We start from the raw sequence: 23932 nt of genomic DNA on the forward strand, positions 1-23932 counted from the left end.
CTATTTTAATATTCTTGTTTTGTTTTCGAATGGAACAGCCAAATCAATTACGTTTCCATTCATAAATGCAGTGGCTGAAAATATTACACTGCCTGGCAACACATTACAAGTTGTTCCGCGTTTAACTAAATAAGTATTCTTGTTTCCGAGTGCAGCTCCAATCATCGCACTGGCAATTACTCCTACTGATTCCAAGTTTTCAATAGTTGCCACTACAACCGGATCATCGGTTTCAGGTGAAACATAACCTACACCCGGTATTTTCCTTGTTTTCGCTTCGATATAATCTGATACATCAGTCATGTTTTTCATGCCCTTCGCGGCATCGATTGCTGAGTTTGCAACGTCTGCTACGAATGATTCTCCCCCATATGTATCAAAACCCAAAACGATTGCATCTGGAAGCCTGTCTGATCTTATGTTGGCTTCGGCATAAGAGATTCCCTCACCCGCTTCATCAGGATTTTGGGAGATGCCAGACAAATCGCCAAGATTTTCCGCACTCAATTTCAAAACATTCACAATACCTTCATTTACGGATTCAAGCAAATCATCTTCAACAAATGCACTGATAACAACATCATCACCAGTGACATTGGTCAAAGCGACATCCTTTGCGCCTAACTCCTTTACTTTATGAAGGTTTTTTTCAATAGTTTCTACTAGCATAGAACTACAAGATACATCATTTCGTGAAATATCTGCACCTATTGCTGTAATTTTCAAAATAACACCTTGTATATCTGATTAATAAAATAAATAAAATATAATATTTTATTGTAATTTATTTATATTTTTTTTAATTAATAAATTTTAATAGTTTATGGAATTTTTGACTCTTTCAAAAACTTTGTTGATTTAAATATTTTGAAAGAGTCGGATTTTTAGAAACCTTAATAAAATACTAAATGTAAAATAAATATTAATGTATTCTGAAACTAAAATTGCAATTCCTATTTTTCAAGAAGATTGCAAAAAAGTTGTTGAAGTAGCTAGAGATTGTATTGACAAGGGAGCTGATGTTTTAGAATTTAGAATAGATGGCTTGAAAAACCCTGATATCGATGAAATAAAACATACAATCAAAGAAATTGATTTTCCAATGATAGCTACCAATAGAATAGAAGGAGAAGGAGGATCCTTTAAAGGTTCTGAAGAAGACCGCATAAACATTTTATATGAATGCTGCGATTTAGTTGATTATGTCGATATAGAACTTCAAAGCAACGACGAATACATAAACAAGATCCATGATACAGGAGTAAAAACCATCGTATCATATCACGATTTCGAAAAGACACCTGGCCTTGATGAAATTACATATATTGTTGAAAAGGAACATGAACTTGGAGACATCGCCAAAGTCGCATTCATGCCTCAGGATTTGGAGGACACCTTAACAATTTTGGCTATCCTTTCACACTTTGAAGATACAATTGCCATTTCAATGGGTGATTTGGGCAGCTATACCCGTATTATGGCTGCAAAATTCAATTCTCCAATAACTTTTGCAGTTGGAACCGACGTTACAGCGCCAGGCCAAATCGATATCGAAACAATGAAATCACTGATAAACATGGACCTGAACATTATGGAATAGGTGATTTAAATGGCTAAAAAAATAATTTTAGCTATAATAGCTATTATCATAATTGCATTTTTCGCATTTAACTTTTTTTTAAACGACACTGTCAATGTCTATATCGATGGTGAAAATGTCAGCGTCACAACAAACACCCTTCCAGGAGTCAACTCCAGCGGATTGAACCGTGAAATCTGTGACTATGCCATTTATGTGATGAACGATACCTCATCAAACATTACAGCTCTTAAGGAAGGCATTGAAAATATCTGCAGGGATTACGGAATGGAAAATCCAAAAGTAACAATAGACTCAAGCATCGGCAAAAATCAGATCCCTGTTATCGTACATGTTGATGGAACTTCAATGCTTCCGACACTGCAGGACGGACAAGCTGTTTTAATAAACAAAACTCACGATATACAGCCTGGAGATATCGTGGTTGCAGATTCCGATGAATACGGAGCAGTCATAAAAAGAGTCGGTGAAATCGATGGCAGCCAAGTTTACCTTGAAAGCGACAATAAAAATGTAGCGTATGAATACATAAATGGTGAATTATACGAAATCAAAGGAATAACAACCTGGGTGGACATCTCTGAAATCAATGGCGTGGCTATAGCATATTAAAAAAAAAGGAAATAATGCATTAAGCAATATTTCCTTTAGGAAGGTTTTTGTCAATGAGAGATAAGTTACACGGCATTATCCCCCTCTTCGCCTGTTCTAATTCTTATTACGTTGTCTATAGGATAAATGAATATTTTCCCATCCCCAATGTTTCCTGTGTGTGCACTCTTTTTGATTGCTTCAACAATCTCATCCACACTTTCATCTCTGACAACGACTTCAACACGTGTTTTTGGAATTAAATCAATGCAGTAACTAGATCCTCTATATGATTCCCTAATTCCTCTTTGACTTCCCCTTCCCTTAACTTCGGTTACGTTCATTCCTTCGCATCCGACAGCCAAAAGAGCATTCTTAACATCTGTATATTTTTCCGGTCTTATAATCGCGACAATACTTTTCATAATCAACACCCCTATGAGTTAAAGTTATATGCGGATTCCTCGTGAAGATTGGTGTCCAGTCCACCAATTTCTTGGTAATCTTCCACTCTTATACCGTTCATGGATTTATCTAGAACTTTGGCAAGTATAAAGCTTATTATAAATGAGTATGCAAGAGTTGCAACAACACTTATAATCTGTATCAATAACTGGTTAGGGTTGCCCGCAATTAATCCTGCAACTCCTCCGACTGTTGGCACTGCAAATATTCCTGTTGCTATTGCTCCCCATACTCCAGACATTCCGTGAATGCCCCATACATCCAAAGCATCATCATATCCAAGTTTTGCTTTCAGGTAATAGATTGCGAAATAGGATACGAACGGAGCTATAACACCAATAGCTATTGCACCTGGAACGTCAACAAATCCTGCTGCCGGAGTAATACCGACTAATCCTGCTACTGCACCGGAAATTGCGCCTAATACAGTAGGTTTTCCAACAATATAAGTATCCAATAGGGTCCATGAAATCAATCCGCATGCTGCAGCAACATTTGATACTATGATTGCATTTGCTGCAAGACCGTCTGCTGCAAGACCTGATCCTCCATTGAATCCCATCCATCCAAACCAGAGCAATGCTGCACCAAGTACTGCATATCCAAGGTTATGTGGAATCAATGAAGTGTCTTTTCTTTTACCAAGCACTAATGCGACAGCTAATGCGGCTGCACCTGAATTCATGTGCACTACTGCACCTCCTGCAAAGTCGAGTGCTCCCATTTGCATCAGCCATCCTCCACCCCATACCCAGTGGGCTACAGGGATATAGACTAAACAAATCCATAATAAGGAAAAAATTACCCATGCTCTTGTTTTCATCCTTCCAACAAGCGCTCCTGAAATAAGAGCCACTGTCAAACCGGCAAAGGCACACTGGAACATTACGAATAACAAAGTCGGAATTGTTCCAGTCAAATCATCTAATGCAATTCCCTGTAAGAAGAAATTGGTTGGAGATCCTATAAGTCCCCACATGTCGCTACCGAATGCAATTTGGTAGCCAAAAATCACCCATAATACGCTTACCATAGAAAATGCAATAAAAGTTAAAAAAATTGTGTTTAAAACATTCTTACGTTTACTTAATCCTCCATAAAAAAATGCGACTGCTGGAATACTCATCAACAATACCAATAAGCTACATACGAGTATCCAAGCTGTGTCACCTGCACTAAAAACTACCATTTTATCTTCTCATTAATTAAATTGTAAATAAAACTCGCCGGCAAAACACCGGAAGTAACATGTCGGAAGTAATGTTCCGACATATACCTATTGAACTCCATAGTATATAAACATTTTGTATGATGAAAAAAAGCAGAATATCAAAAATAAAATAAACAAAACAAAATGAAAAATCAACACTTTAAAAACTTTGTTCAGTTAAAAATTTTGAAAAAAACACATTCATTTAATGCCAAAATAAAGGCTTTTTAACAAATATTAAATATTACATTTAAATAAAAATAATAATTGTATAAATTAACTTATTTACGATGGATAAAACTAATAAAGAATGAAAGTGTTATTATGAAAGACTCTATAAAAGCTAATTTAATAATTATTTTTATAATAGCCATTGTTGCATTTGGAATCAGTTCTTCATTTGCAAAACTAACAATCTCTGAAGATGTTGATTCCTATAAACTAATTTCAATTGAAAACAATTCATTTAAACCAAATTACATAGATGAAGTGCCGACCATAATTGAAACAACAAACACTACAAACAGTACAAATAGCACCTATTCTGATAACACTACTTACACAGATAACTACACAGGCTATGACAACAATTATGGAGGCTATTCAAATTATACCTATGGAGACATAGTTACAACTACTGATTATTCGGAGTATTGATAAAATGGGTGAAAAAAAGAAATTCATAAGGGATAGTGTCTACGGAGATATTAGCTTAAGTGACTTTGAACAGCGCATTATGGATATGCCCCAATTTCAACGCTTAAGAAGAATAAAACAATTAGGACTTATCAGTTTAATTTATCCCGGCGCTACACATACCCGATTCGAACACTGTGTTGGAACAATGAATCTGGGTTCAAAATTAGCTACCGAACTGGGACTTAACGATGATGAAATCGAGCTAATTAGAGCATCCGCCCTTCTGCACGATTTAGGACACGGCCCATTTTCACATGTTTCAGAAGGAGTTTTATCAGTACCCCATGAAGAGTTGACAAAAAACGTGATAACCCAAACATCCATGAAAGATCTCCTTGAAGAGAAATTTGACGTCAACAATATAGTTGACATCATTAACGGAAGAGGATATCTGGGCCCGATTGTTTCCGGAGAATTGGATGTAGACAGAATGGACTATCTTTTAAGGGATTCCCACAATACCGGTGTAGCTTACGGAATTATCGATTATGAAAGAATCATTTCAAATCTGAAACTGGAAGACGGATTGATATTGGATATCAAAGGAGTTCAGGCTGCAGAGGGAGCCTTGGTTTCCAGATATTTCATGTATCCTAGCGTATATCAACACCACACAACACGTGTTGTCAATTCAATGTTTAGAAGAAGCCTCAAAAAGGTAATCGACCAGGGAATAATCCTTGAAAAGGACATCTACAAATATGACGATACAGACATTGTCTCAATATTCAGGAATTGCGATGACGAATATGTAAACGACATAATGCACAGGCTGGATAACAGGAAACTCCTAAAAAGAGTTAAAACAATCAGACTGGACAACTTCAAAGTTCCGGAAAAAATGTATAAAATCAAACCGGAAGAGCTTAGAAAAGCTGAAGAGGAGATTTCTGAAGATTATGATATCGACAAGGATTACGTATTCATCAACATTGCCGAATATCCTCGCTTTGACGAAATGAAAACCCAAGTGGACTTGGATGGCAAATTATATCCATTGACTGAGATTTCAAATATCATTTCAGCATTAAGCAAAGCAAGATTCAATATTCCAGATATCAGCGTTTATGTTCCTGAAGAAGAAAAGCCTAAATTTGGCAAATTCAAATTAGAACAATACCTGGATTTACCTGAAATAGACAAGGAAAAATTCCATGGAATTCACTATGATCAGATTAAATTGTTTTAGGAGATAGAATGATAATCGTTGCAATTACAGGAGCAAGCGGAGTAATATATGGAATAAGATTACTCGAAGCATTAAAAGAGCTAAAAATAGAAAGCGGATTAGTCATAAGCGATGCCGGAAAAGTTGTCATTGAATCAGAAACAGACTATTCAGTTGAAGACATTATCGGATTATCCGACAACTACTACAATTTCCATGACTTGACAGCTTCAATCAACAGCGGGTCATTTAAAGCGAAAGGCCTGGTTATCGTACCGTGTTCAATGAAAACATTATCATCAATAGCTAACGGATACGGAGCTAATACAATTACAAGAGTGGCTGATGTTAGCCTGAAAGAAAGAAGGCCAACCGTGATTGTTCCTCGTGAAACACCGCTTAGAAGCATTCATATACAGAACATGCTAACATTATCACAAGAGGGAGCCATAATTTTACCTGCAATGCCTGGTTTTTACTCAACACATGACACTGTTGACGACCAGATCAATTTCATTGTCGGGAAAATACTGGATTCCTTAAAAATTGAAAATGAATTATTTAAAAGGTGGGAGTAAATGTTAGAAGATAAGGATTTCATCAAATCCTGTGATGTGCCAGGACCTACAAAAGAAGCCATAAGGGCTATCATACTTTACAAATCCGATGTGACCTCTGCAGACAAGGTCGTTGACTGCGGATGTGGAACAGGAGGCCTAACCTGTGAATTCGCCCAAAGGGCCAGTGAAGTGATTTCAATAGACACCAATCCCGAAGCTATTGAAATGACTAAGAAAAACCTTGAAAAATTTGGTCTTGGAGACAATGTCACTTTAATAAATGATAATGGGGCAAATGCCCTGAAAGATATTGACGATATCGATATCGCTATTGTGGGAGGTAGCGGTAGAGAACTTGAAAATATCCTTGATATCATTCATTCAAAATTAAATTCAAAAGGCAGAATTATCATTACGGCTATACTGGTCGATACGAAAGTTGAGGCCATAAACAAACTCAAAGAACTCAATTACAATCCAAAAATCATGGAAGTCAATATCTCTAACGGAAGAGTCCTTGACCGAGGGATTATGATGATGAGTGAAAATCCGATAGCCATAATCACTGCCAAAAAAAGATAAGTTGGAGATTACAAAAATGGACGCTCACAAAAAATGGAAAATAAAATTTTCTATATTGATGGTTATTCTGATTATAATCATTTACGGATCCAATTACCTTGTATTGGGTGATGGGGAACATATCATATCATATGTTTGGACACATTTAGGATTTATTCCCGTTGACATTTTAATTGTCGCTTTTTTACTTGATGAAATTATAGAAAAAAAGGAAAAAGAGGCAATGCTTGAAAAATTAGATATGCTCATGAGCACATTCTTTTCTGAAGTCGGAAACGAACTCATTGAACAGTTAAGCAGTGCAAACAAATACAAAGCAAGCACTGAAAACTTAAAATCCATTAAGGATTGGGATGAAAAGGATTATGACAATAAATTGGCTGAACTTAAAAAATCAAGCCTCGATTTTACAGCAGATATTCCTCCTGAAGAGAGGGATGAATTCCTTGATAACCTAAGAACAATGCTTTCCGATAAAAGGGAATTCATTATCAACTTAATCAACAATCCGAATTTGCTTGAAAAAGAGGAATTCACCGAATTGATTAATGCAATCCTTCACTTGGATGAAGAATTGGAACACAGAAAAGAATTATCTAAAGTAACCGATGCAGACTTTGCCCATTTGAATGGGGACATGCAAAGGGTCTATAACAGATTGGTTTACGAATGGGTCTACTACCTTAAGTACCTCTACAAAAATTACCCATACATGATTGCACTTATCATACGTACCAATCCGTTCGATGAAGATGCTGATGTTTATGTAAAATAAATGAAAATGGAGATTTAATATGAGTAGTGGAAAAAATGATGAAAGTATTAAATCTTGCATTATCTTATGTGGAGGGCAGAGTAGAAGAATGGGTAAGGATAAAGGATCTCTCATTATTCAAGATAAACCTATGATCAAACACATTCTTTCTACATTAAACCATCAAATAAACGAAGTTATTATAGTTTTAAATGACAAATCTAGGATTGACAAGTATAGTGAGTTCATTGACCCTACCGATTACACCTACACCATCAGATTTGTTGAAGACAAAATAAAAAATAAGGGACCATTGCCTGGAATCATGACCGGACTTTCATACATCTCAAGTGACTATGCCCTGGTGCTGCCATGTGACAGTCCATATGTTTCAAGAGATTACATCAACATCATGTTTGGAGAAATCAGTGAAAACTCACAAGCCATCGTTCCATACCATGATGATGAAAATAAGATAAAAACCTCAGAACCACTCCATTCCATCTATGATAAAAACATCATTCCTGAAATTGAAAAATTAATTGGTGAAGATACACTTCATATCAAAGGTCTGATAGAAAAAATAGAAACAAAATTTGTTTTGATAGATAATAAAAAAATATTAAAAAAAGAATTTAGAAATCTTAATCGTCCAGAAGACATTTAAAGATATTCAATTAATTCTTTTGTTTTTGAAATTGCTATATTGACTGCTCCAAGAATTTCATCTTTGGTGAACGGTTTGGAACCGCCTTTTTGCATGGAACAGATTCTGCCGTCTTTAGTAACACCAACATTCAAACGAGCACTAGCTACTCTTTCTTCATCTAATGTTGGATCTAAAACCATCTTGTCACCAATTTTAACGAAAGTGCATAAAGCCAATTCGTTGTTGATTGGTAAATCGAAGGTTTCATCTTCACTAAGGACTACTTCTTCATCCACTATTTCAGCAACAGGCAATTTAGTGGATTTGAGTGCAGCCATAACAGCCAATTCACAAGCGTCGAAAAGGTTTCCGCAGTTGTCGATAATGTGTAAGTCAATGAATAACATCCAAACATGTTTTCCTTCTTCAACACATAACTTATCCAATTCAACCAATTCACTTTCACGGATTCCTCTGTCCACTACACGTGCAAGTTCAATGGAATCGTCACTAGGTGGACCAGGTTCAAAATTCGGATCAGCCATAGGCAACATTTCACAATTGGTCATTAACACTCCAAGGTCTGGAGTATCAGGGAATGGGCTTCCAAGTTGTGGTTTAATACCTACAATAACTTGAGTTCCACCGAGTTTTACACGAGCAGAACCTTCAGCTTTTGAAATAACATTAGTTTCAATAGAGATATCCCTATATTCATTTAATTCCCTGCCATCTTCTCTTTTATCATTTTTGACAAGGTTAGTTATACTTTGTCTTGTAATTTCTGGTACTATATCCATTTTATCCACCCACTATTCTGTAGCATATTTTTTCATTAAAGCTTCTTTTTGGAGCTCGCTTACTTGGCGACATCCTTCCATAGCTAAATCAATTGCTTTTGCAAATTCTTCTTCTGTTAAATTACCGTCACTTTGTAATAAGGTAATTTCTCCGGTTCTTGGCATCATAGCTATTGGAACATCCGCTTGACCTTCCTTATCTTCATATTCGGATAAGTCGAGTACAACTTCATCATTTACTTTACCTGCAGCGCAACCTACAACAATGTCTTTCATAGGTACTCCTGCATCCACTAAAGCAACGGAAGCCGCAGTGATTCCTGCACAACGGGTTCCTCCTTCAGCTTCAATTACTTCTATATAAATATCAATCATTGAACGAGGATAGTTTTCTAACATTAATGCTGGCCTTAATGCATCAGCAGTGATTTTAGAAATCTCTGATGACCTTCTGTCAGGTCCTGGTCTTTTTCTGTCATCTACTGAAAATGGAGCCATATTATATCTAACTCTAATTACACCTGTATTAGGTTCAAGCAATCTTCTAATATAGGATTCTCTTGGTCCATAAACAGCAACTAATATTTTATTTCCTCCAACTTCTAAATAAGCAGAACCATCTGCACGTTCAAGAACTCCTGCTTCAATTTTAATAGGACGTAATTCATCAAACTTCCTACCATCTTGTCTTATCATTTCTGACATCATATCAACCTCATTTAATATTCGAAGAATAAATAATCATTGCTTATTATTTAAAATAAAAGAATTGTTTGAGTTATCTCCATAAGATAAAGTTGTATCTTTTTTGTTTTTCCTCTTGAATTCTTCAATAACTTCAGCTATATTAGGCTTATCTTCTTTTTCTTTTTTAATTTCTTCTGCTTCTTTTTCCTGAGCTTCTCTTTCTTCTTGCTCTAATTCTTCTTTGAAATTTTGGAGCTTAGGTTTTTCTAAAACAAATTCTTCCTCTTCTTCGTTCTCTTCAGGAACTTCTTCAGGAGGAAGTTCACCATCAATAGCTAAATACAATTTGTTTTTGATTTTATTGGTTAAACCGGAAGTGTGAGCTTCAGCTTCAATTAAATGAATAACATCTTTGGTAAGCTGTTCCATGTCTTCATCTCCTTTAACCCAGACAAGACCGTTTTGACCAACGACAATTTTACATTTGGTTTTGTCCTTAATCATGTTGATCATAGAACCTTTTTTACCAATTAATCTAGGAACTTTGGTTGGAGCGATATCTACAATGATTCCTCCTTTAAATTTACCCATTCCTCTTCCTTTCAAACCGAGTTTTGCCTTTTTGATTTCATCAACATCGACAACTCTTAAAAATAGCACATCCCCAACATCATAAACCTTGTTGAGCTCTTTTTTCTCACGACCAAACACTTCAAAAGCAGGTAAAATTCCGGAATATGGTGAATTGATGTCAACATCCCACATTGAGAATCTTACATCATTAATTTTACCAATAACGACATCTCCTTTTTTAGGAACATATTTACTTTTAAGAGGAATAACTCTAATCTTCTTATTCCTTAAAGAAACAAGTCCCATTAAAGAAGAACAAACTTTACCATTCTCTTTAAAGGTACCTCTTCCTGAATAGTATTCATCATCGGATAATACTTGTCCAGGAATAACTAAATCTTTATTCTCCACATATATCATAATAATCCCATAAGTTGAAATTAATTAAATTATTTAATCGTTCTAGTTTCTGCTTCTCCGCCTGAAATTTCCGCCATTTTAGCGGCGAAAGAATCTTGAAGACCACCAGGCATTTCTATAATTCCAATCCAGAAACCGTCTTGCTGCCATTCCTCATTGATGATTTCCCCGAATCCATGAATGACTGAATAGGCGCCGCCTGCTGCTGAACCAGGAAGCCTGACCGCAACTTTGACTTTCTCAAATCTGATTGGAATAAGTGGCTTGATGGCTTTTAAGGCATTTTGCACTTGCTGGTCCACGGATGTGAATGGGTCAAACTTGACTTTTGCCTCATCAATTGCATTTTCAATTCTTTGTGCAGGATGAGGTAATCCGTTTTGAGGATTCACTGCCTCTTTAGCTATTTTAGCAATGACCATCTTTCTTTTATCCTCTTGCATGTGCCTTTTCTGTTCAGCGGTTAATTGAACAGTCCCCTTTTCAAGTATGACTTTGGAAACTTCAATAGGGTCTGTAGTTTCAAAAATTTTATTCATTGCTTCTTCTGAAGCCTTATCCCCTTTTTTGGAGTCTTTAAAAATTTCTTCAACAGCTAAAAGATCTTCAATGGCAACGTCCTTGCCATCTGGATTTCTATATTCAGCTGCTAAATCAGGGTCAACCAATATCTCAAAATGTTCACCGCAGTATTCATATTTAGCAATTATGGCTTCATCAACATTTACCATTGAAATATCCCCTAACTAACATTTTATAAGATTAATTATTCGTCTTCTTCAGAATCTTCTTCAGTTTCTTCAGCTTCTTCTTCAACTTCCTCTTCTTTTGCCAATACTTCATCGATGTATTTTTGCACTTCGTCTTGAGGGAGTTTGACATATTCGCCGTCATCTTTCTTGATGACTGCGATTTCAACATTATTAGAAGTGGTTTCGTGGTCTGTTGCATCATTGATTGCAGTGATTGCCAAACTGATTGCTCCTTCTAATGTAATGTCATCTTCATATTTTTCTTCAAAGATATCCATAGCAGCAGATCTGCCTGAACCAATAGCGGTTGCTTTATATTCGATTAATGCTCCACTAGGGTCTGTTTCGAACAGTTTGCATTTACCATCGTATACTCCTCCTATGATTAAAGCGGAACCGAATGGCCTTACACCACCGTTTTGAGTATACAATTGTAGCATGTCACATAATTTTTTGGATAAACTTTCAACCCTGATAGGTTCGCTGTATGTGATCTTATTGATTTGAGCTTCGACTCTTGCTCTTTCAACCAAAGCTCTTGCGTCTGCTACAAGACCTGAAGTAGCTGCTCCAATATGCTCATCAATCTTGAATATTTTTTCAATTGATGATGCTTCAACTAAACTAGAAGTAGTTCTTTTGTCAACAGCTAAAACAATTCCTTCGGAACTTTTAACACCGATTGATGTAGTTCCTCTTTTAACAGCTTCTCTTGCATATTCTACTTGGAAAAGTCTTCCATCTGGGCTAAATACAGTAATAGCCCTATCATATCCGGCATTTTGTAAAGGTTGCATATTAATACCTCATATTTTTATATAAATATTTTAATAAATATCAATTTTTAAATTCGACAACATAAAAAATAAAACCAAATCTTCCATGAAAAGGCAAATTTTAATTTTAATTACTACATTGTAGCATATTAAAATATTTTTTTATTCTTTTTCCATAAATCCAATTGATATTTATATTAATATATTATTTATATAGTTTTCTATTTTAAACTAACAAAAAGTAATTAAATAAATTTGTCCGATGATTTTATTGTTCCGGACAAGCCGATGGTTGTAATTGAAATCCTACTTCCATTGAACCTGTTTGCCAATGCAAGAGATGACCTGACCTCATCAACATAATCCCTTTGACACCTAATAATAGCCTTATAACTATAAAATTCACCATTATTATCGCATTCATAGAATTTCATGACCCATAAGTTGAAATTGCCTGAATTGAGTTCCCCCTGGAATCTTACACAGGCATCCCATACGATTGTAACCAAATCATCTTTAGTAATTCCGGATTCACTTTTGATATCAACAGTCAAGTATCTGTTGTTTTTCCTAAGTGTAGGCGGCAAGACTTTAAGACCCATCATCAACCCTCCTGACACCTTTAAAAATCATATTCTCCCTATTCTTATTGAATTCAAGTATTTCTGAAGCAGTATGGAATGACTTGTCAATATCTCCATCTGACAATCCTGTTTGCTTGAAAAAGGCTACAAAATCATGGGTTGTTCTGATATCAAATATGGAATGAGCCCTTGAGGATAAAATCAATGGAAAATCATATTTCCAGTATAGGGTATAAACATCCTTAAAATTAGAAATTATTTTTGATCTATATGACAAATAGCTTTTTAGAATATCATTGAAACATAATTCAACGGCAACATTGTTTTTTAACGCTTCCTTTGCAAGCACATGATTCAAGCCGCTGTCATAACGCTTTAGATATGGCCTTGATAAAACATCTATTTTCACATTCTCCAAAGAGGACCGGTTCACTTTCAAATCCCCTCCCACAACAGAGATGCATAATGCCTTGTTCCTGAATTTGGAAACGCTCTTTCTTATTTCATTAATGTTATTTGATTTTATTTCCAGAGTATAATCAATGGAGATGTCTTCGCATAACTCCTCTTGCAACTCCTTTTTAAAATTTAGCGCATTTGAAAAATCATTCTGACTATAAGAAAAATTAATATGGTCCCAGCCATATTTTGAAGCTTCCTTTGCCAGAATTATATTGTTTTCAAAGCTATTTCCCACAATGTTTAAATCAAAAAACATGTTTCATAATTTATTGTTTAAAATATTAATAATTTTTTAAAAAAAAATGAAGTGATTGAAAAATCACTTATTGGTATCTGTAGAAATCAACTTGCCAACTTACAGTCTCATAATAGTCTATAGTGATTGTTTGAGCGCTGGATGAGGTATATTCAAATGAATCAGACCTGGTTTCTACAGCACTGGTGGAACCCCACTCAACACCTCCAGAATGCCCATTAGGTGCGGTAACATACAAATGGTTGTCTGCATAATTTTTAATAGGAAATGCTGAAAGCTCAACCTTTATCTTTCCTGCAGGAACATTGATTGTTTGTGAACCTGAACCTGAACCGGAATAGCTTCCTATTGATTCCCATGACTTGGATTCTGCCGGCTTCGCCGTGGTTGTGGATTGGGAAGATGAGGAAGTTTGAGTATTCTGTGAGCCAGATTCTCCACTAGAACTGCTGGATTCTTCATTAACAGCCTGAATTGCAGAAGAAGCGGCACTATTATCCTGATTACTTGATTGTACAGAACCTGAATTCATATTCAAAGCAAAATAGCCTATTGTGGCGACAAGAATAATTATTATTGCAAGCAAAGCAATGATAATATACTTTGAATTATTGGAACTTTCCTGCACAGTTGGTTTTGGTGTTTCCAAAGAACTACCGCATTTAGTACAAAACTTTGATTTATCCTTATTTTCAAAACCGCAGTTACTACATTTCATAGTTATCATCAATACATTTAGTTACTTTTATTTTTAACACAAGATATATATTAAATTACTTATTCTAAACAATCCATTATAAAAAAAGATTATACCGATTTAAAAGGTACATAACTTAATATTAATAACATTATAACATGTTATAAAACATTTTATAGTATAAACAATATAATAGATTAGTATGACAAAAGAAAATGATGAACTTTTGAAATTAACTTCATACGTTCAAATTTCTAAATATAGGGAAAAAACTTTAAAATCTATTGGAGACGATGTTAAGATACCGACCAACATTGCAAAAGATAGTGGAATTAGAACTAACCATATTTCCAAAGTTCTAAGCGAATTAAAAAGTAAAGATATTGTCGAATGTATCAATGAAGAAGCTCGTAAAGGTAGATTATACAGGTTGACCGATACCGGCAAGGAAGTTTTAGACACTATTAAAGACAAGGAGAACAAGGAATGATCAGATATCCATTCCTTCTCTAATATGTTCTAATTCTTCTATAATATCTTCATTGGAAGCTGTTTTAAAAACATCATACAAAACTTTTAACAAAATACTATTTTTAACCCCTAACGGGAAACATTCATCTGTTTCTATTTGAATCGAATCATTTGATGGAGAGTTCAAATCTTTTCTATACTGCAATTTAATCTCTTCTCGAATGTCTTCATCAATATATTTTTCCAGATAGACAATAATTTCATTGGCAAAGCTATTGCCAAAAATAATCATTTCATTTAAAGAATCCTTATCATAGTCCAATTGATTAATCAGATTATTGAATGAACCATAATTTTGATAACCGTAAGGAATGAACCTTCCTTCAACCGTGTGGGCGCAATATTCATTCATTATCTTAAATTCAGGAAGTGTTAAAAAGAACCAGATGAAACTTTCCAATGTGGATGATGTCCTAATGTTGAATATTCTGCATAACAGGTTTTCGATTATATCAAACAGCAGGTAGTGAGCCAATTCATGAATGATTGTGGCAATCTGAGTGGAATCATCCAAACGATCATCATAGTAAATGCAGTTGCCTAAAAATATGTATCCCCTTTCAAAGCCTCTTGCTTTAGGTTTGCACTCAGTGAATATGCCTGCTAGCCTTAAAATCTTATCTTTGATTGTGCTGCCATAAATTTCAACATAGTCTGCTCTTTTAAAGATGTTGGACAGCAGTTCACCGTATTCCTCATCACTGATTTTGGCATTCAAAAGCAGATTTTCATTATATTCACTGAACAGGATGTCAAAATCTTCTATGGTAATTGGATTAATCTGCTTATTGCATCGTGTGCAGAAGACAGCATAATCAAGATTTACTTCACCGCAATAAGGACATACATGTTCCATAATCAGTTTATTACCGCAATGAGTGCAGTAATTATTTTCCTTTAAATTCAAAGTCCCGCAAATATCACAGTGTATCAAAATTACCACTACCTAAGAACGCTTTTAATGTTTTTAACTGTTTTGTGAATTGAATTAGAATAATCTATGCTTCTTTTAATATTCTTTCCGCAATTATGGCAAAAATCAGTATCCCAATCTAAGATTTCACCACAAGAACAGATTATTTTTGTTTTGATTATTTTTTGAGGATTGAGTGGCCTGTCACATGTTTCGCAAAATTTTAATCCTCTCTTATTCTTATGGCCGCAAACACAAATCAAAAGGGAATCTTCCTTATTCAAGCTTTTTCCACAACCTACACAAAAGTCGGATGTGACTTCATTGATTGTGGAGCAAGTGCATAAAATTGAAATTGAAGATGATGGCCCATAATTCTTCAATGGCCTTCCGCAGTTTTTGCAGAACTGGGAGAACTTTTCATTTTCCTCACCGCAAAAACAGAAAATTGAATCCTTGAATTCCAGATTGAAATTGCTGAAATTGTCTTTGTTTTGAAACGGAACCTCTCTCAATTGCCTTCCGCACATGTCGCAGAATAAGTTTTCTTTGGGATTTACATTGCCGCATTCGCAAAGGACATTTCCTATTTCAAATTTTGGTTTTGGTTTATGCTTTAAAATTCTTGATAGTCTACTTTGAGATCTCTTAGCACCACACATATAACAATATTCGTTATTTACATCATTCAAATAGCCGCAAGAGCATATTTCATATTTGAAATCAATGTTATCCCTTTCAATATATGGCGAAAAGTCTATGCTGAAATTAAAAAAACCGATATCGTGAATAGGCGGTATCAGAACAATTAAATCACCGCTGTCAACATGGCCTGTTTTACATCCACATTGCGTGCAGAAAGGTTCGTTTGGAAGAACTCTATGGCCACAATTATGACAAAAATTCTCTAAAGCCACTTAAAACACCCATTCACTTAATTGAATTATTTTGACATTGATTGGATTTCCTTAACAACTTCGGTCAGTACCTCTTTTCCAAGACCTTCAATATATTTGATTGATCCTGCACATTCGTGACCTCCACCGTCAACACCTGCTTGAGGGACCTTTTCGGCAATTATGGATACGATTTCATTCACATTAAATCCATACTGTTCATTGACCGCATCGGTTGCCCTGAATACTCCAAAATCAGGTCCGTGTCCTAAAGTGACAATTGGTTTATCTTCCCCTAACTCCCTAATTATCCTATCATGGACAAAGCCGCAAGTCTTTCCAGGAGCAGGGAATGTGAATTTGTGCGCATACTTTTCAACATCGATGACGTTGAAGTAAATGCCGTTTTCAAGTTGTACCTTTTTGATATTCGGAAGTGCTGCCTTAAGCTGGGTGTCAACTCTTTTTTGATATTCCTTATATAATGCACCAATCATTTTTTCATGTTTATCCAAGTTATCGACAGCCAATATGGTATCCATTATTCCTCTACCATTCATAAACCTTAGGAAAAATGCTTCAAAGTCAACGCATTCAGCTATTTTTGCCAAATGTTCTTTTGAAAACCCTTTTTGGTTTGCTAATTCAAGGTATTGGTAAACTTCACCGCATTCAGCACGGTCCCCCAATGCAGCAACAGCAGGCAAATGCTTGATTAAATCCTTTACGTTAGGATTTATAATGTGTGCCACTTCTGTTGCTAATGCTCCGGCTGTCAGCTGTGAATCTCCTCCAACCAGATAAGGGTTTACATGAGTATCAACATATTCGTCCACAGCCACAGTTGCGCCGTAAATCTCTCCATCCCTCTCGTCTTTTGTGATTAATTCACCAGGGGAGTGGTGATCTATAACTACCACTTCTATATCATAGATTTTGGCTTGCATCAATGCAACGATATCCTCTTCTGTAGATCCGTTATCCAAAAGCACGATAAGAGGCAACTTCTGACCATGTCTTTCCTGGTCTTCAAGCGCAAAGGATAAATCCTTAACAACATCCTCCAGTTCATAGAATGGAGCTTTACTCGGGGACCTCTTGAAATAGTAATATTGGGCATCATTGCTCGGATTTATTTCCTCAATCAATGGAACAATAGCTTTTTCCATTGCAACTCCTGAACAGATTCCGTCTGCATCATTGTGGTGTCTTAACAAAATTGTCCTTCCGTCAAGAATCGCCCTTCTGATTTTTTGAGCAGCCTCTCGCATCTTAGGTTTAAGCCTGTTTAAAACATCACTTTTGACCAAAAAATCGACATCTTCCGGTTCAGCTCTTTTGTTTAATGCATCATCTATCAATTTATGTAGCTTGCGAGTGTTTTCCTCATCAAGCTTTACCATTGAAGATGCTTCAATCTGTGTTTTTCCACCATGTTCGTTGACTTCACCAATGACCTGAACCGCATCGGCCAGCTCGATTTCAGGATAAGACCTCTCACCGGCCTTATCAAATGCTGCCACTTCACTGACTCCTGATTCATCGCTGATCATGAATATGGTAGGTCCAGAAGTTTGCTGAATCTGCTGAACTTCACCATCGATTCTAACGATTTTTCCCTTATTCTCTTCCAATTGACGGATAAGAGTTCTTGGAATGGATTTAGTTAATCTTTTAAGGTTGTAATCTTCAACATATGCTGGGGCAAAATCTATTTTTCCTTCTCTGGATTTTATGGAAGTGATGAACACTATCACTTCATCCCCTACCTTGTATTCGGAGACATCGCCTCTCATAAGTCCCCAAACATTATTATTCAATGATACAAAGGCTCCATAGCGTTCAACTCTTGTAATTTTACCTTTATATAACCTATCTTTATCTATGTCTCTCATTTGACATAATGAATCTAAAACGTAAACGTCACGAGTGGCTCTTCTTCGAGCTTCAAATTCGTCGTGCTTCATTTTTTCTACCTTCCTCTTTTCTTCACATTCCGGACATACGTCAATTTGTTCACTGATTATCTTTCCACAGTCTCTGCAAACATTAATCTGACCTGTCCCCTTACAGTAAAGGCACTCCTCATATACTTCAACCTGACCTTTCCCATTGCAGACTTCACAAGGGATATCCTGGTCTGAACCTAAATCAAATTTGGCCCTTGCCTTGTTGTTTATGCCTTTGAAATGACTTCCCACATCAAATGAGTCATCTTCATAACCAGTTCCCCCACAGGCATCACATTCCTTATAGTCCACAACAACGGATCCTATGCCTTTACATTTTGGACATTTTGTTTTCACTTTAAAACCTCGTTAAATAATAAAATTTTGCTTAAACATATTCGGATTTTGGGTAACTAATGAATCCCTTGCATCCCTGTATTCAAGGGATTGATCCATATAAGTATTCGCTTCATACCCATAGTTTGTACCGGTATAATTATATTCTATCTGGAAACACCCAATAGCTTCCTTTAAATTCTCTACAGCAAGAAGCTTCAATTCCACTTCGTTTATTGTGTTGTTAATGTACTGCTTATGCACTAAATTAACATCAGGAGTGAACTTATCCTTCAGAATATTGAGCTTACTCAAACTACTATTATAATTATTTCCGGCAGATGTTGCCTTTTTCATTGCTTCGGCATAATTTTTATCATTGACTAGATTAACAGCATCATTATAATCCTTATCCCCATTGACTATGTTTTCACTGATTACTGGCATCAATTCGTTCATATTATCAACTGAACTGTCAATGAATAGGATGGCTGCTGAAATAAGTAGCAAAACTAAAATAAAAATTATCAATTTAATATAGCTAGACACGATATAAATTATGTAAAATAAGTTATTTAAAATTTATTATATTGGAAAAAATAAAAAAAGAAGTTTAAAAACTAGTTTTAAACTTATTCGCTTGACCAAAGGCCGTGTAAATTACAGAATGCAAATGCTTTTACATCATCAACTGCATTTACAGTGAAAGTTGCTTCTGCAACATCTCCAGGTTTGAAGCATTTTGCGTATTGTTCTGCTCCTGCTTCAACAACTAAGAATTGAATGTAGTGGTCATCATCCATTGGGTGAGCTGCTTCACCGACTTTAACGGTTACTTTGTCACCATCAATTTCAACTACAGGTTTATGTTTAGGAGCTTTTTCCCCTTCAGTTTGAACTGGGATTTCGAGCATGTGAGCGTTACATGCGTCGCCTTCGCCGTCAACAAAAACTTGGATAATACTTCCACATTCGTCACATTTTAATATTTTTGCCATTTAAAACATCTCCTTATATAAGATACACATATTTTATTTGACAAAGTATTTATTATTATTGATTGTTTTCTTTATAGTTTTCAATTGCTGCTTGAAGCCCGTCTGCTGCAAGGTTTGAACAGTGCATTTTAATTGGTGGAAGACCATCCAATTCTTCTGCAACATCATTTCTTGAGATTTTTAAAGCTTCTTCAACAGTTTTTCCGACAGCAATTTCAGTAATCATGCTGCTGGTTGCAATAGCCGCTCCGCAACCGAATGTCTGAAAGCTGATATCTTCTATTACTTCATCATCATTGACCTTGATGTAGATTGTCATCAAATCTCCGCAGGTCGGGTTTCCGACAGTTCCAACACCATTTGCATCTTCCATTTTTCTACAGTTTCTTGGGTTTGCAAAGTGATCCATTACTTTTTCTGAATAATCCATAATTAACACATCCTACAGTTATCTCCGTGTTTTGAACACATTACACCATCATAATCTAATTCCTGATTCCAGAGAGGAGACATTTCTCTTAATCTAGCAACTGCTTCTTGTATTGTTGCTACAAATTCATCCACATCAAATTCATCGCTTTCCGGAGCTAAAGACACTCTCAATGATCCATGAACATCAACAGGGTCCAATCCTAATGAAGTTAGAACTGGGGAAGCCTCCAATTTGTTTGAAGAGCATGCTGAACCGGTTGAAGCCTGATAACCTTTAGCATCAAGCAAGAGAATTAATGATTCACCTTCAATAGCTTTAAATCGGAAGTTCACCACATTAGGTAATCTTTTTTCCTCATCTCCATTTAAATAGGCTTCAGGAATGGTAGTCAATACCTTTTCAATGAGTTCATCCCTGATTGAAGCTAATTTTTCATAATGTTCATCCAATTGGGAAGCGGCCAGCTCGCAAGCCTTTCCAAATCCTACGATTCCAGGAACATTTTCAGTACCGGATCTGATTCCTCTTTCCTGGCCTCCACCATGGATAAGCGGAACAAGACGAACACCTTTTTTAATATATATTGCTCCAACACCTTTTGGACCGTTAATCTTATGGGAGGATAAAGATAGCAAATCAACATTCAATTTTTCAACATCCACTTCAATCTTACCGAATGTCTGGACTGCATCAGTGTGGAAAATAATGCCTTTTTCACGAGCGATTTTACCAATCTCTTCAATAGGTTGGATTGTACCGATTTCGTTGTTACCGTGCATGATGGTTATCAAAATTGTTTCAGGAGTTATAGCTTCTATTAAGTCTTCAATTTTAATGATACCATTTTCATATACCTGCAAATAGGTTACCTTAAAGTCAAAGGACTCTAAAAAGTTCAAAGTATCTTTAACGGCAGGATGCTCAATTTCAGTAGTTATAATATGTTTGCCCTGATTTAGAAATTTGAAGGCAATCCCTTTAATCGCTAAATTGTCTGATTCGGATCCTCCGCTTGTGAAAATAATTTCATCCGGTTTTGCATTAATTGCATCAGCGACTCTTTGACGAGCCAAATTCAATGCCTTTTTTGATTCACGACCTATTTTATAAAGAGTGGAAGGATTTCCAAACTCTTCCATAAAATATGGTTCCATTTCCTCAAAAACTTCCTCACTAACTTGTGTAGTTGCTGAATTATCTAAATACATTCTTTATCCCCCAATTGTCGTTTTTATAAATTAATTCAATGTATAAATATTTTAAGTGAGTAAAGGATTACTTTACTCAGATACTATCTAAAGCCTGACTTAAATCATCAATCAAATCATCAACATCCTCAAGACCGATAGAAAGTCTGATGAAGTCAGGAGTTACGCCAGTTGCTTCCTGTTCTTCCGGAGACAATTGCTGATGTGTTGTACTTGCAGGGTGAATTGCAAGGCTTTTTGCATCTCCAATATTTGCAAGAATGGAGAATAATTCCAATTTTTCAATGACTTTTCTTCCGGCTTCTTCTCCGCCTTCAACACCAAAGCCTAAAATACCTGCAAAATTGTCCTTCAAGTATTTTTTGTTGATTTCATAGGTAGGATGTGATTCCAATCCAGGGTAGTTTACCCATTTAACTTTAGGATGGGATTCTAAAAATTTAGCTACTTTTAAAGCATTTTCAGAATGTCTTTTTACACGTACATCCAAACTTTCAAGACCTTGCAGGAATAGGAAACTGTGTACAGGAGCCAAAGTTGCACCTAAATCCCTTAAAAGTCTTGCTCTTATTCTTACAGTAAATGCCAAATTGCCTAGTTCAGGAACATCACCAAAAGCATCCCAGAATACCAATCCATGATAGCTTGGATCAGGTTTTGTGAAATTTGCAAACTTGCCGTTTCCCCAATTGAATTTACCTGAATCGACAATGTATCCTCCAACTGCAGTACCGTGACCGCCAACATATTTGGTAGCTGAAGATGCAATGACATCTGCACCATGTTCCAATGGCCTTACAAGACCGACACCAACAGTGTTGTCCACAATCAATGGAATGTCATGTGAATGTGCAATTTCTGCAAGGGCTTCGAAGTCCGGTACGTCCAGTTTTGGATTTCCGATTGATTCCACATAGATTGCTTTAGTTTTTTCATCGATTGCATCTTCAAAAGCCTGCAAGTCCTGTGAGTTTACGAACTTAACTTCCCTTGCCAAGTCCTTGAAAGTGTAATTGAATAGCTGGTAAGTTCCACCATAAAGGTTGTCTGCAGATACAATGTTGTCTCCAGGTTCTGTTACGTTTAAAATTGCATATGAAATTGCTGCAAGACCACTTGATGTAGAAATACCAGAGTTACCTCCTTCGATAGCAGCAATTCTTGCTTCGAATACATCACTGGTTGGGTTTGTAAGTCTGGAATAAATTTGACCAAACTCTTGAAGGGCGAATCTTCTTGCAGCCTCATCTGAGTCTTTAAATACATATGAAGTTGTTTGATAAATCGGAACAGCTTGTGCCCCAGTTACGGGGTCTGGAGTTTGTCCTGCGCGTACACCTAATGTTGCTAAACCATAATTTTTATTAGTCATTAAATATCACCTTTATAAATTTAATTTCAGTAAAATATATCACGTGTTATATTTACTATATAACAATAGTTATTTTTTATATATAAATGTTTTGGTATACCTAAAAAATACCTCAAAAATTAGATTATAACTTGCGTTATACAATTATAACATATGTTATCATAGTATATAAAGGTTATTATTTTAATTAAAAACAATCATTTATCATCTAATTTTTCATTAAGTTTAGCTATTTCCTCTTTCAGTTCCATCAGTTCTTTTTCAGTGACATCCAATTTTGATTTAATCACCTTAAGCTCTTCACTGCCTTCATACAATAATTTTTTATTGAAGTAGGATGCCATTGCGGCAGTAACTGCACTGAAAATCAACACTCCAAAAATGAGAAGAACCAATGTGATCACCTTTCCAAACAGGGAAGTAGGTAAAATATCCCCATATCCCACTGTTGTCAACGTGGATACGACAAACCACAATGAATCAAAAAGGTTGTTCATGCTCGGATCAAACAGGTACAGGCAAAGAGTAAATGAAATGATAACCATTAAAAAAAATGCTCAATATCTCATCCAGATATGTGTCCTTAAGGAATATGCCAATTATTTCAAACAGCTGTGAAAATAATATTAAAATCCTAATGAACTTAAAGAACCTCAATACCAACAATATGCTGGCATCAGCCATAAACGGCAGCATTATCAAGTCAAAAGGTATGGCTGCAACTATCTCTGTCCAATTCTCTTTAAATGACTTGTTTTTATTATCTGCCTTGAAAAATCTAAAGAAAAACTCAAGAAATAAAACGACACATAAACAAGTGTCAAAAATAATTAAGTTATAATAATGATTGAGAGAAAACTCAAAAATTAAGGAGCCTGTTAAAAAAATCACGTCAAGCAATATCCAAATTGACAATCCTATCTCAAATAACTTAATTACTTTTTCATTCATCAATTAATATTATGGAATGATTAATTAAATAATTATTGAATATCGCTTCTAAAAAAAAAT

At 35.6% G+C, this 23932-nt stretch carries 30 protein-coding genes; 9 read left to right on the plus strand and 21 right to left on the minus strand.

Annotated features, from left to right (window positions below; translation table 11 throughout):
- Complete coding sequence (locus tag Q0W25_RS03845; RefSeq protein ID WP_298519139.1) at positions 1-726, minus strand: hypothetical protein; 726 nt, start codon at positions 724-726, stop codon at positions 1-3.
- Between the two features lie 199 nt (positions 727-925).
- On the opposite strand from Q0W25_RS03845, the gene aroD reads away from it, so the two are divergent.
- A complete protein-coding gene (aroD, locus tag Q0W25_RS03850) occupies positions 926-1600 on the plus strand; it encodes a type I 3-dehydroquinate dehydratase (protein WP_297824524.1) in 675 nt (224 codons plus the stop codon).
- A 9-nt stretch (positions 1601-1609) separates the two neighbouring features.
- Positions 1610-2212, plus strand: coding sequence for a S24/S26 family peptidase (locus Q0W25_RS03855; protein ID WP_297824526.1), 603 nt, complete (start codon positions 1610-1612; stop codon positions 2210-2212).
- Positions 2213-2277: 65 nt separating this feature from the next.
- On the opposite strand, the gene Q0W25_RS03860 is transcribed toward Q0W25_RS03855, so the two are convergent.
- Both Q0W25_RS03860 and Q0W25_RS03865 read right to left on the minus strand, forming a co-directional pair.
- Positions 2278-2616 carry a P-II family nitrogen regulator gene (locus Q0W25_RS03860; RefSeq protein ID WP_297824527.1) on the minus strand — a complete coding sequence of 113 codons (339 nt, stop codon included), beginning with the start codon at positions 2614-2616 and terminating at the stop codon, positions 2278-2280.
- Between the two features lie 11 nt (positions 2617-2627).
- A complete protein-coding gene (locus Q0W25_RS03865) occupies positions 2628-3845 on the minus strand; it encodes an ammonium transporter (RefSeq protein WP_298519144.1) in 1218 nt (405 codons plus the stop codon).
- A gap of 345 nt (positions 3846-4190) precedes the next feature.
- Between Q0W25_RS03865 and Q0W25_RS03870 the strand changes: the two genes are divergently transcribed.
- Genes Q0W25_RS03870 through Q0W25_RS03895 form a run of 6 tightly spaced genes read left to right on the plus strand, consistent with a single transcriptional unit; the run spans position 4191 to position 8296 of the window.
- Positions 4191-4523, plus strand: a complete 333-nt coding sequence (locus Q0W25_RS03870) for a hypothetical protein (protein WP_298519147.1) — start codon at positions 4191-4193, stop codon at positions 4521-4523.
- Positions 4524-4527: 4 nt separating this feature from the next.
- Complete coding sequence (locus Q0W25_RS03875; protein WP_298519150.1) at positions 4528-5754, plus strand: HD domain-containing protein; 1227 nt, start codon at positions 4528-4530, stop codon at positions 5752-5754.
- Between the two features lie 8 nt (positions 5755-5762).
- Positions 5763-6311: a UbiX family flavin prenyltransferase gene (locus Q0W25_RS03880; RefSeq protein ID WP_298519153.1), complete on the plus strand. Its 549-nt coding sequence runs from the start codon at positions 5763-5765 to the stop codon at positions 6309-6311.
- Positions 6312-6875: a precorrin-6Y C5,15-methyltransferase (decarboxylating) subunit CbiT gene (gene cbiT / locus Q0W25_RS03885; RefSeq protein WP_298519156.1), complete on the plus strand. Its 564-nt coding sequence runs from the start codon at positions 6312-6314 to the stop codon at positions 6873-6875.
- Positions 6876-6891: 16 nt separating this feature from the next.
- Positions 6892-7650, plus strand: coding sequence for a hypothetical protein (locus Q0W25_RS03890; protein WP_297824540.1), 759 nt, complete (start codon positions 6892-6894; stop codon positions 7648-7650).
- Positions 7651-7669: 19 nt separating this feature from the next.
- Complete coding sequence (locus Q0W25_RS03895) at positions 7670-8296, plus strand: molybdenum cofactor guanylyltransferase (RefSeq protein WP_297824542.1); 627 nt, start codon at positions 7670-7672, stop codon at positions 8294-8296.
- Here Q0W25_RS03895 and rrp42 read toward each other — a convergent pair.
- From rrp42 to Q0W25_RS03935, 8 genes are all read right to left on the minus strand, one after another.
- Entirely contained in the window at positions 8293-9078 is a 786-nt protein-coding gene (gene rrp42, locus Q0W25_RS03900) for an exosome complex protein Rrp42 (protein WP_298519160.1), read from the minus strand. The genes Q0W25_RS03895 and rrp42 overlap by 4 nt on opposite strands.
- Before the next feature lie 12 nt (positions 9079-9090).
- Complete coding sequence (gene rrp41 / locus Q0W25_RS03905) at positions 9091-9786, minus strand: exosome complex exonuclease Rrp41 (RefSeq protein ID WP_297824545.1); 696 nt, start codon at positions 9784-9786, stop codon at positions 9091-9093.
- Between the two features lie 33 nt (positions 9787-9819).
- Positions 9820-10758 (minus strand): exosome complex RNA-binding protein Rrp4, encoded by a 939-nt coding sequence (rrp4, locus tag Q0W25_RS03910; protein WP_297824547.1) that lies wholly within the window; start codon positions 10756-10758, stop codon positions 9820-9822.
- A 29-nt stretch (positions 10759-10787) separates the two neighbouring features.
- A complete protein-coding gene (locus tag Q0W25_RS03915) occupies positions 10788-11489 on the minus strand; it encodes a ribosome assembly factor SBDS (RefSeq protein ID WP_298519165.1) in 702 nt (233 codons plus the stop codon).
- 35 nt (positions 11490-11524) lie between these two features.
- On the minus strand, positions 11525-12307 hold the full coding sequence (gene psmA, locus Q0W25_RS03920; protein WP_298519167.1) for an archaeal proteasome endopeptidase complex subunit alpha: 783 nt from the start codon (positions 12305-12307) through the stop codon (positions 11525-11527).
- A 224-nt stretch (positions 12308-12531) separates the two neighbouring features.
- Positions 12532-12888 carry an Rpp14/Pop5 family protein gene (locus Q0W25_RS03925; protein ID WP_298519217.1) on the minus strand — a complete coding sequence of 119 codons (357 nt, stop codon included), beginning with the start codon at positions 12886-12888 and terminating at the stop codon, positions 12532-12534.
- Entirely contained in the window at positions 12878-13588 is a 711-nt protein-coding gene (gene rnp3, locus Q0W25_RS03930; RefSeq protein WP_298519170.1) for a ribonuclease P protein component 3, read from the minus strand. Before rnp3 ends, Q0W25_RS03925 begins: the two co-directional genes overlap by 11 nt.
- Positions 13589-13655: 67 nt before the next feature.
- On the minus strand, positions 13656-14306 hold the full coding sequence (locus tag Q0W25_RS03935) for a zinc ribbon domain-containing protein (RefSeq protein ID WP_298519173.1): 651 nt from the start codon (positions 14304-14306) through the stop codon (positions 13656-13658).
- Between the two features lie 181 nt (positions 14307-14487).
- On the opposite strand from Q0W25_RS03935, the gene Q0W25_RS03940 reads away from it, so the two are divergent.
- A complete protein-coding gene (locus Q0W25_RS03940; RefSeq protein ID WP_298519176.1) occupies positions 14488-14775 on the plus strand; it encodes a winged helix-turn-helix domain-containing protein in 288 nt (95 codons plus the stop codon).
- Here Q0W25_RS03940 and Q0W25_RS03945 read toward each other — a convergent pair whose 3' ends face one another.
- From Q0W25_RS03945 to Q0W25_RS03990, 10 genes are all read right to left on the minus strand, one after another.
- Positions 14776-15750: a zinc ribbon domain-containing protein gene (locus tag Q0W25_RS03945; RefSeq protein WP_298519181.1), complete on the minus strand. Its 975-nt coding sequence runs from the start codon at positions 15748-15750 to the stop codon at positions 14776-14778.
- Positions 15751-15758: 8 nt separating this feature from the next.
- Complete coding sequence (locus tag Q0W25_RS03950) at positions 15759-16646, minus strand: zinc ribbon domain-containing protein (RefSeq protein WP_297824562.1); 888 nt, start codon at positions 16644-16646, stop codon at positions 15759-15761.
- 26 nt (positions 16647-16672) lie between these two features.
- Complete coding sequence (locus Q0W25_RS03955) at positions 16673-18931, minus strand: DHH family phosphoesterase (RefSeq protein ID WP_298519185.1); 2259 nt, start codon at positions 18929-18931, stop codon at positions 16673-16675.
- Positions 18932-18943: 12 nt separating this feature from the next.
- On the minus strand, positions 18944-19459 hold the full coding sequence (locus Q0W25_RS03960; RefSeq protein WP_297824566.1) for a hypothetical protein: 516 nt from the start codon (positions 19457-19459) through the stop codon (positions 18944-18946).
- An 83-nt stretch (positions 19460-19542) separates the two neighbouring features.
- Positions 19543-19908, minus strand: coding sequence for a desulfoferrodoxin family protein (locus Q0W25_RS03965; RefSeq protein ID WP_298519189.1), 366 nt, complete (start codon positions 19906-19908; stop codon positions 19543-19545).
- A 55-nt stretch (positions 19909-19963) separates the two neighbouring features.
- Positions 19964-20338, minus strand: a complete 375-nt coding sequence (gene nifU, locus Q0W25_RS03970; RefSeq protein ID WP_297824570.1) for a Fe-S cluster assembly scaffold protein NifU — start codon at positions 20336-20338, stop codon at positions 19964-19966.
- 2 nt (positions 20339-20340) lie between these two features.
- Positions 20341-21549: a cysteine desulfurase family protein gene (locus Q0W25_RS03975; protein WP_298519192.1), complete on the minus strand. Its 1209-nt coding sequence runs from the start codon at positions 21547-21549 to the stop codon at positions 20341-20343.
- Between the two features lie 76 nt (positions 21550-21625).
- The gene (locus Q0W25_RS03980) at positions 21626-22921 is read right to left on the minus strand and encodes an O-acetylhomoserine aminocarboxypropyltransferase/cysteine synthase family protein (RefSeq protein WP_298519195.1); all 1296 of its coding nucleotides are present in this window, start codon (positions 22919-22921) and stop codon (positions 21626-21628) included.
- Between the two features lie 197 nt (positions 22922-23118).
- Positions 23119-23466: a potassium channel family protein gene (locus Q0W25_RS03985; RefSeq protein WP_298519198.1), complete on the minus strand. Its 348-nt coding sequence runs from the start codon at positions 23464-23466 to the stop codon at positions 23119-23121.
- Complete coding sequence (locus Q0W25_RS03990) at positions 23426-23872, minus strand: hypothetical protein (RefSeq protein ID WP_298519200.1); 447 nt, start codon at positions 23870-23872, stop codon at positions 23426-23428. The genes Q0W25_RS03985 and Q0W25_RS03990 overlap by 41 nt, the downstream gene beginning before the upstream one ends.
- Between the last annotated feature and the right edge of the window lie 60 nt (positions 23873-23932).

Origin of the sequence: uncultured Methanobrevibacter sp. (genome assembly GCF_947166415.1) — an archaeon.
Taxonomy (GTDB): Archaea; Methanobacteriota; Methanobacteria; order Methanobacteriales; family Methanobacteriaceae; genus Methanocatella.

Coding starts and splice junctions, on each gene's coding strand:
- aroD (WP_297824524.1), top strand. CDS start 926: ATGTATTCTGAAACTAAAATTGCAATTCCTATTTTTCAAGAAGATTGC.
- Q0W25_RS03855 (WP_297824526.1), top strand. CDS start 1,610: ATGGCTAAAAAAATAATTTTAGCTATAATAGCTATTATCATAATTGCA.
- Q0W25_RS03860 (WP_297824527.1), bottom strand. CDS start 2,616: ATGAAAAGTATTGTCGCGATTATAAGACCGGAAAAATATACAGATGTT.
- Q0W25_RS03865 (WP_298519144.1), bottom strand. CDS start 3,845: ATGGTAGTTTTTAGTGCAGGTGACACAGCTTGGATACTCGTATGTAGC.
- Q0W25_RS03870 (WP_298519147.1), top strand. CDS start 4,191: ATGAAAGACTCTATAAAAGCTAATTTAATAATTATTTTTATAATAGCC.
- Q0W25_RS03875 (WP_298519150.1), top strand. CDS start 4,528: ATGGGTGAAAAAAAGAAATTCATAAGGGATAGTGTCTACGGAGATATT.
- Q0W25_RS03880 (WP_298519153.1), top strand. CDS start 5,763: ATGATAATCGTTGCAATTACAGGAGCAAGCGGAGTAATATATGGAATA.
- cbiT (WP_298519156.1), top strand. CDS start 6,312: ATGTTAGAAGATAAGGATTTCATCAAATCCTGTGATGTGCCAGGACCT.
- Q0W25_RS03890 (WP_297824540.1), top strand. CDS start 6,892: ATGGACGCTCACAAAAAATGGAAAATAAAATTTTCTATATTGATGGTT.
- Q0W25_RS03895 (WP_297824542.1), top strand. CDS start 7,670: ATGAGTAGTGGAAAAAATGATGAAAGTATTAAATCTTGCATTATCTTA.
- rrp42 (WP_298519160.1), bottom strand. CDS start 9,078: ATGGATATAGTACCAGAAATTACAAGACAAAGTATAACTAACCTTGTC.
- rrp41 (WP_297824545.1), bottom strand. CDS start 9,786: ATGATGTCAGAAATGATAAGACAAGATGGTAGGAAGTTTGATGAATTA.
- rrp4 (WP_297824547.1), bottom strand. CDS start 10,758: ATGATATATGTGGAGAATAAAGATTTAGTTATTCCTGGACAAGTATTA.
- Q0W25_RS03915 (WP_298519165.1), bottom strand. CDS start 11,489: ATGGTAAATGTTGATGAAGCCATAATTGCTAAATATGAATACTGCGGT.
- psmA (WP_298519167.1), bottom strand. CDS start 12,307: ATGCAACCTTTACAAAATGCCGGATATGATAGGGCTATTACTGTATTT.
- Q0W25_RS03925 (WP_298519217.1), bottom strand. CDS start 12,888: ATGGGTCTTAAAGTCTTGCCGCCTACACTTAGGAAAAACAACAGATAC.
- rnp3 (WP_298519170.1), bottom strand. CDS start 13,588: ATGTTTTTTGATTTAAACATTGTGGGAAATAGCTTTGAAAACAATATA.
- Q0W25_RS03935 (WP_298519173.1), bottom strand. CDS start 14,306: ATGAAATGTAGTAACTGCGGTTTTGAAAATAAGGATAAATCAAAGTTT.
- Q0W25_RS03940 (WP_298519176.1), top strand. CDS start 14,488: ATGACAAAAGAAAATGATGAACTTTTGAAATTAACTTCATACGTTCAA.
- Q0W25_RS03965 (WP_298519189.1), bottom strand. CDS start 19,908: ATGGCAAAAATATTAAAATGTGACGAATGTGGAAGTATTATCCAAGTT.
- nifU (WP_297824570.1), bottom strand. CDS start 20,338: ATGGATTATTCAGAAAAAGTAATGGATCACTTTGCAAACCCAAGAAAC.
- Q0W25_RS03975 (WP_298519192.1), bottom strand. CDS start 21,549: ATGTATTTAGATAATTCAGCAACTACACAAGTTAGTGAGGAAGTTTTT.
- Q0W25_RS03980 (WP_298519195.1), bottom strand. CDS start 22,921: ATGACTAATAAAAATTATGGTTTAGCAACATTAGGTGTACGCGCAGGA.
- Q0W25_RS03985 (WP_298519198.1), bottom strand. CDS start 23,466: ATGGTTATCATTTCATTTACTCTTTGCCTGTACCTGTTTGATCCGAGC.
- Q0W25_RS03990 (WP_298519200.1), bottom strand. CDS start 23,872: ATGAATGAAAAAGTAATTAAGTTATTTGAGATAGGATTGTCAATTTGG.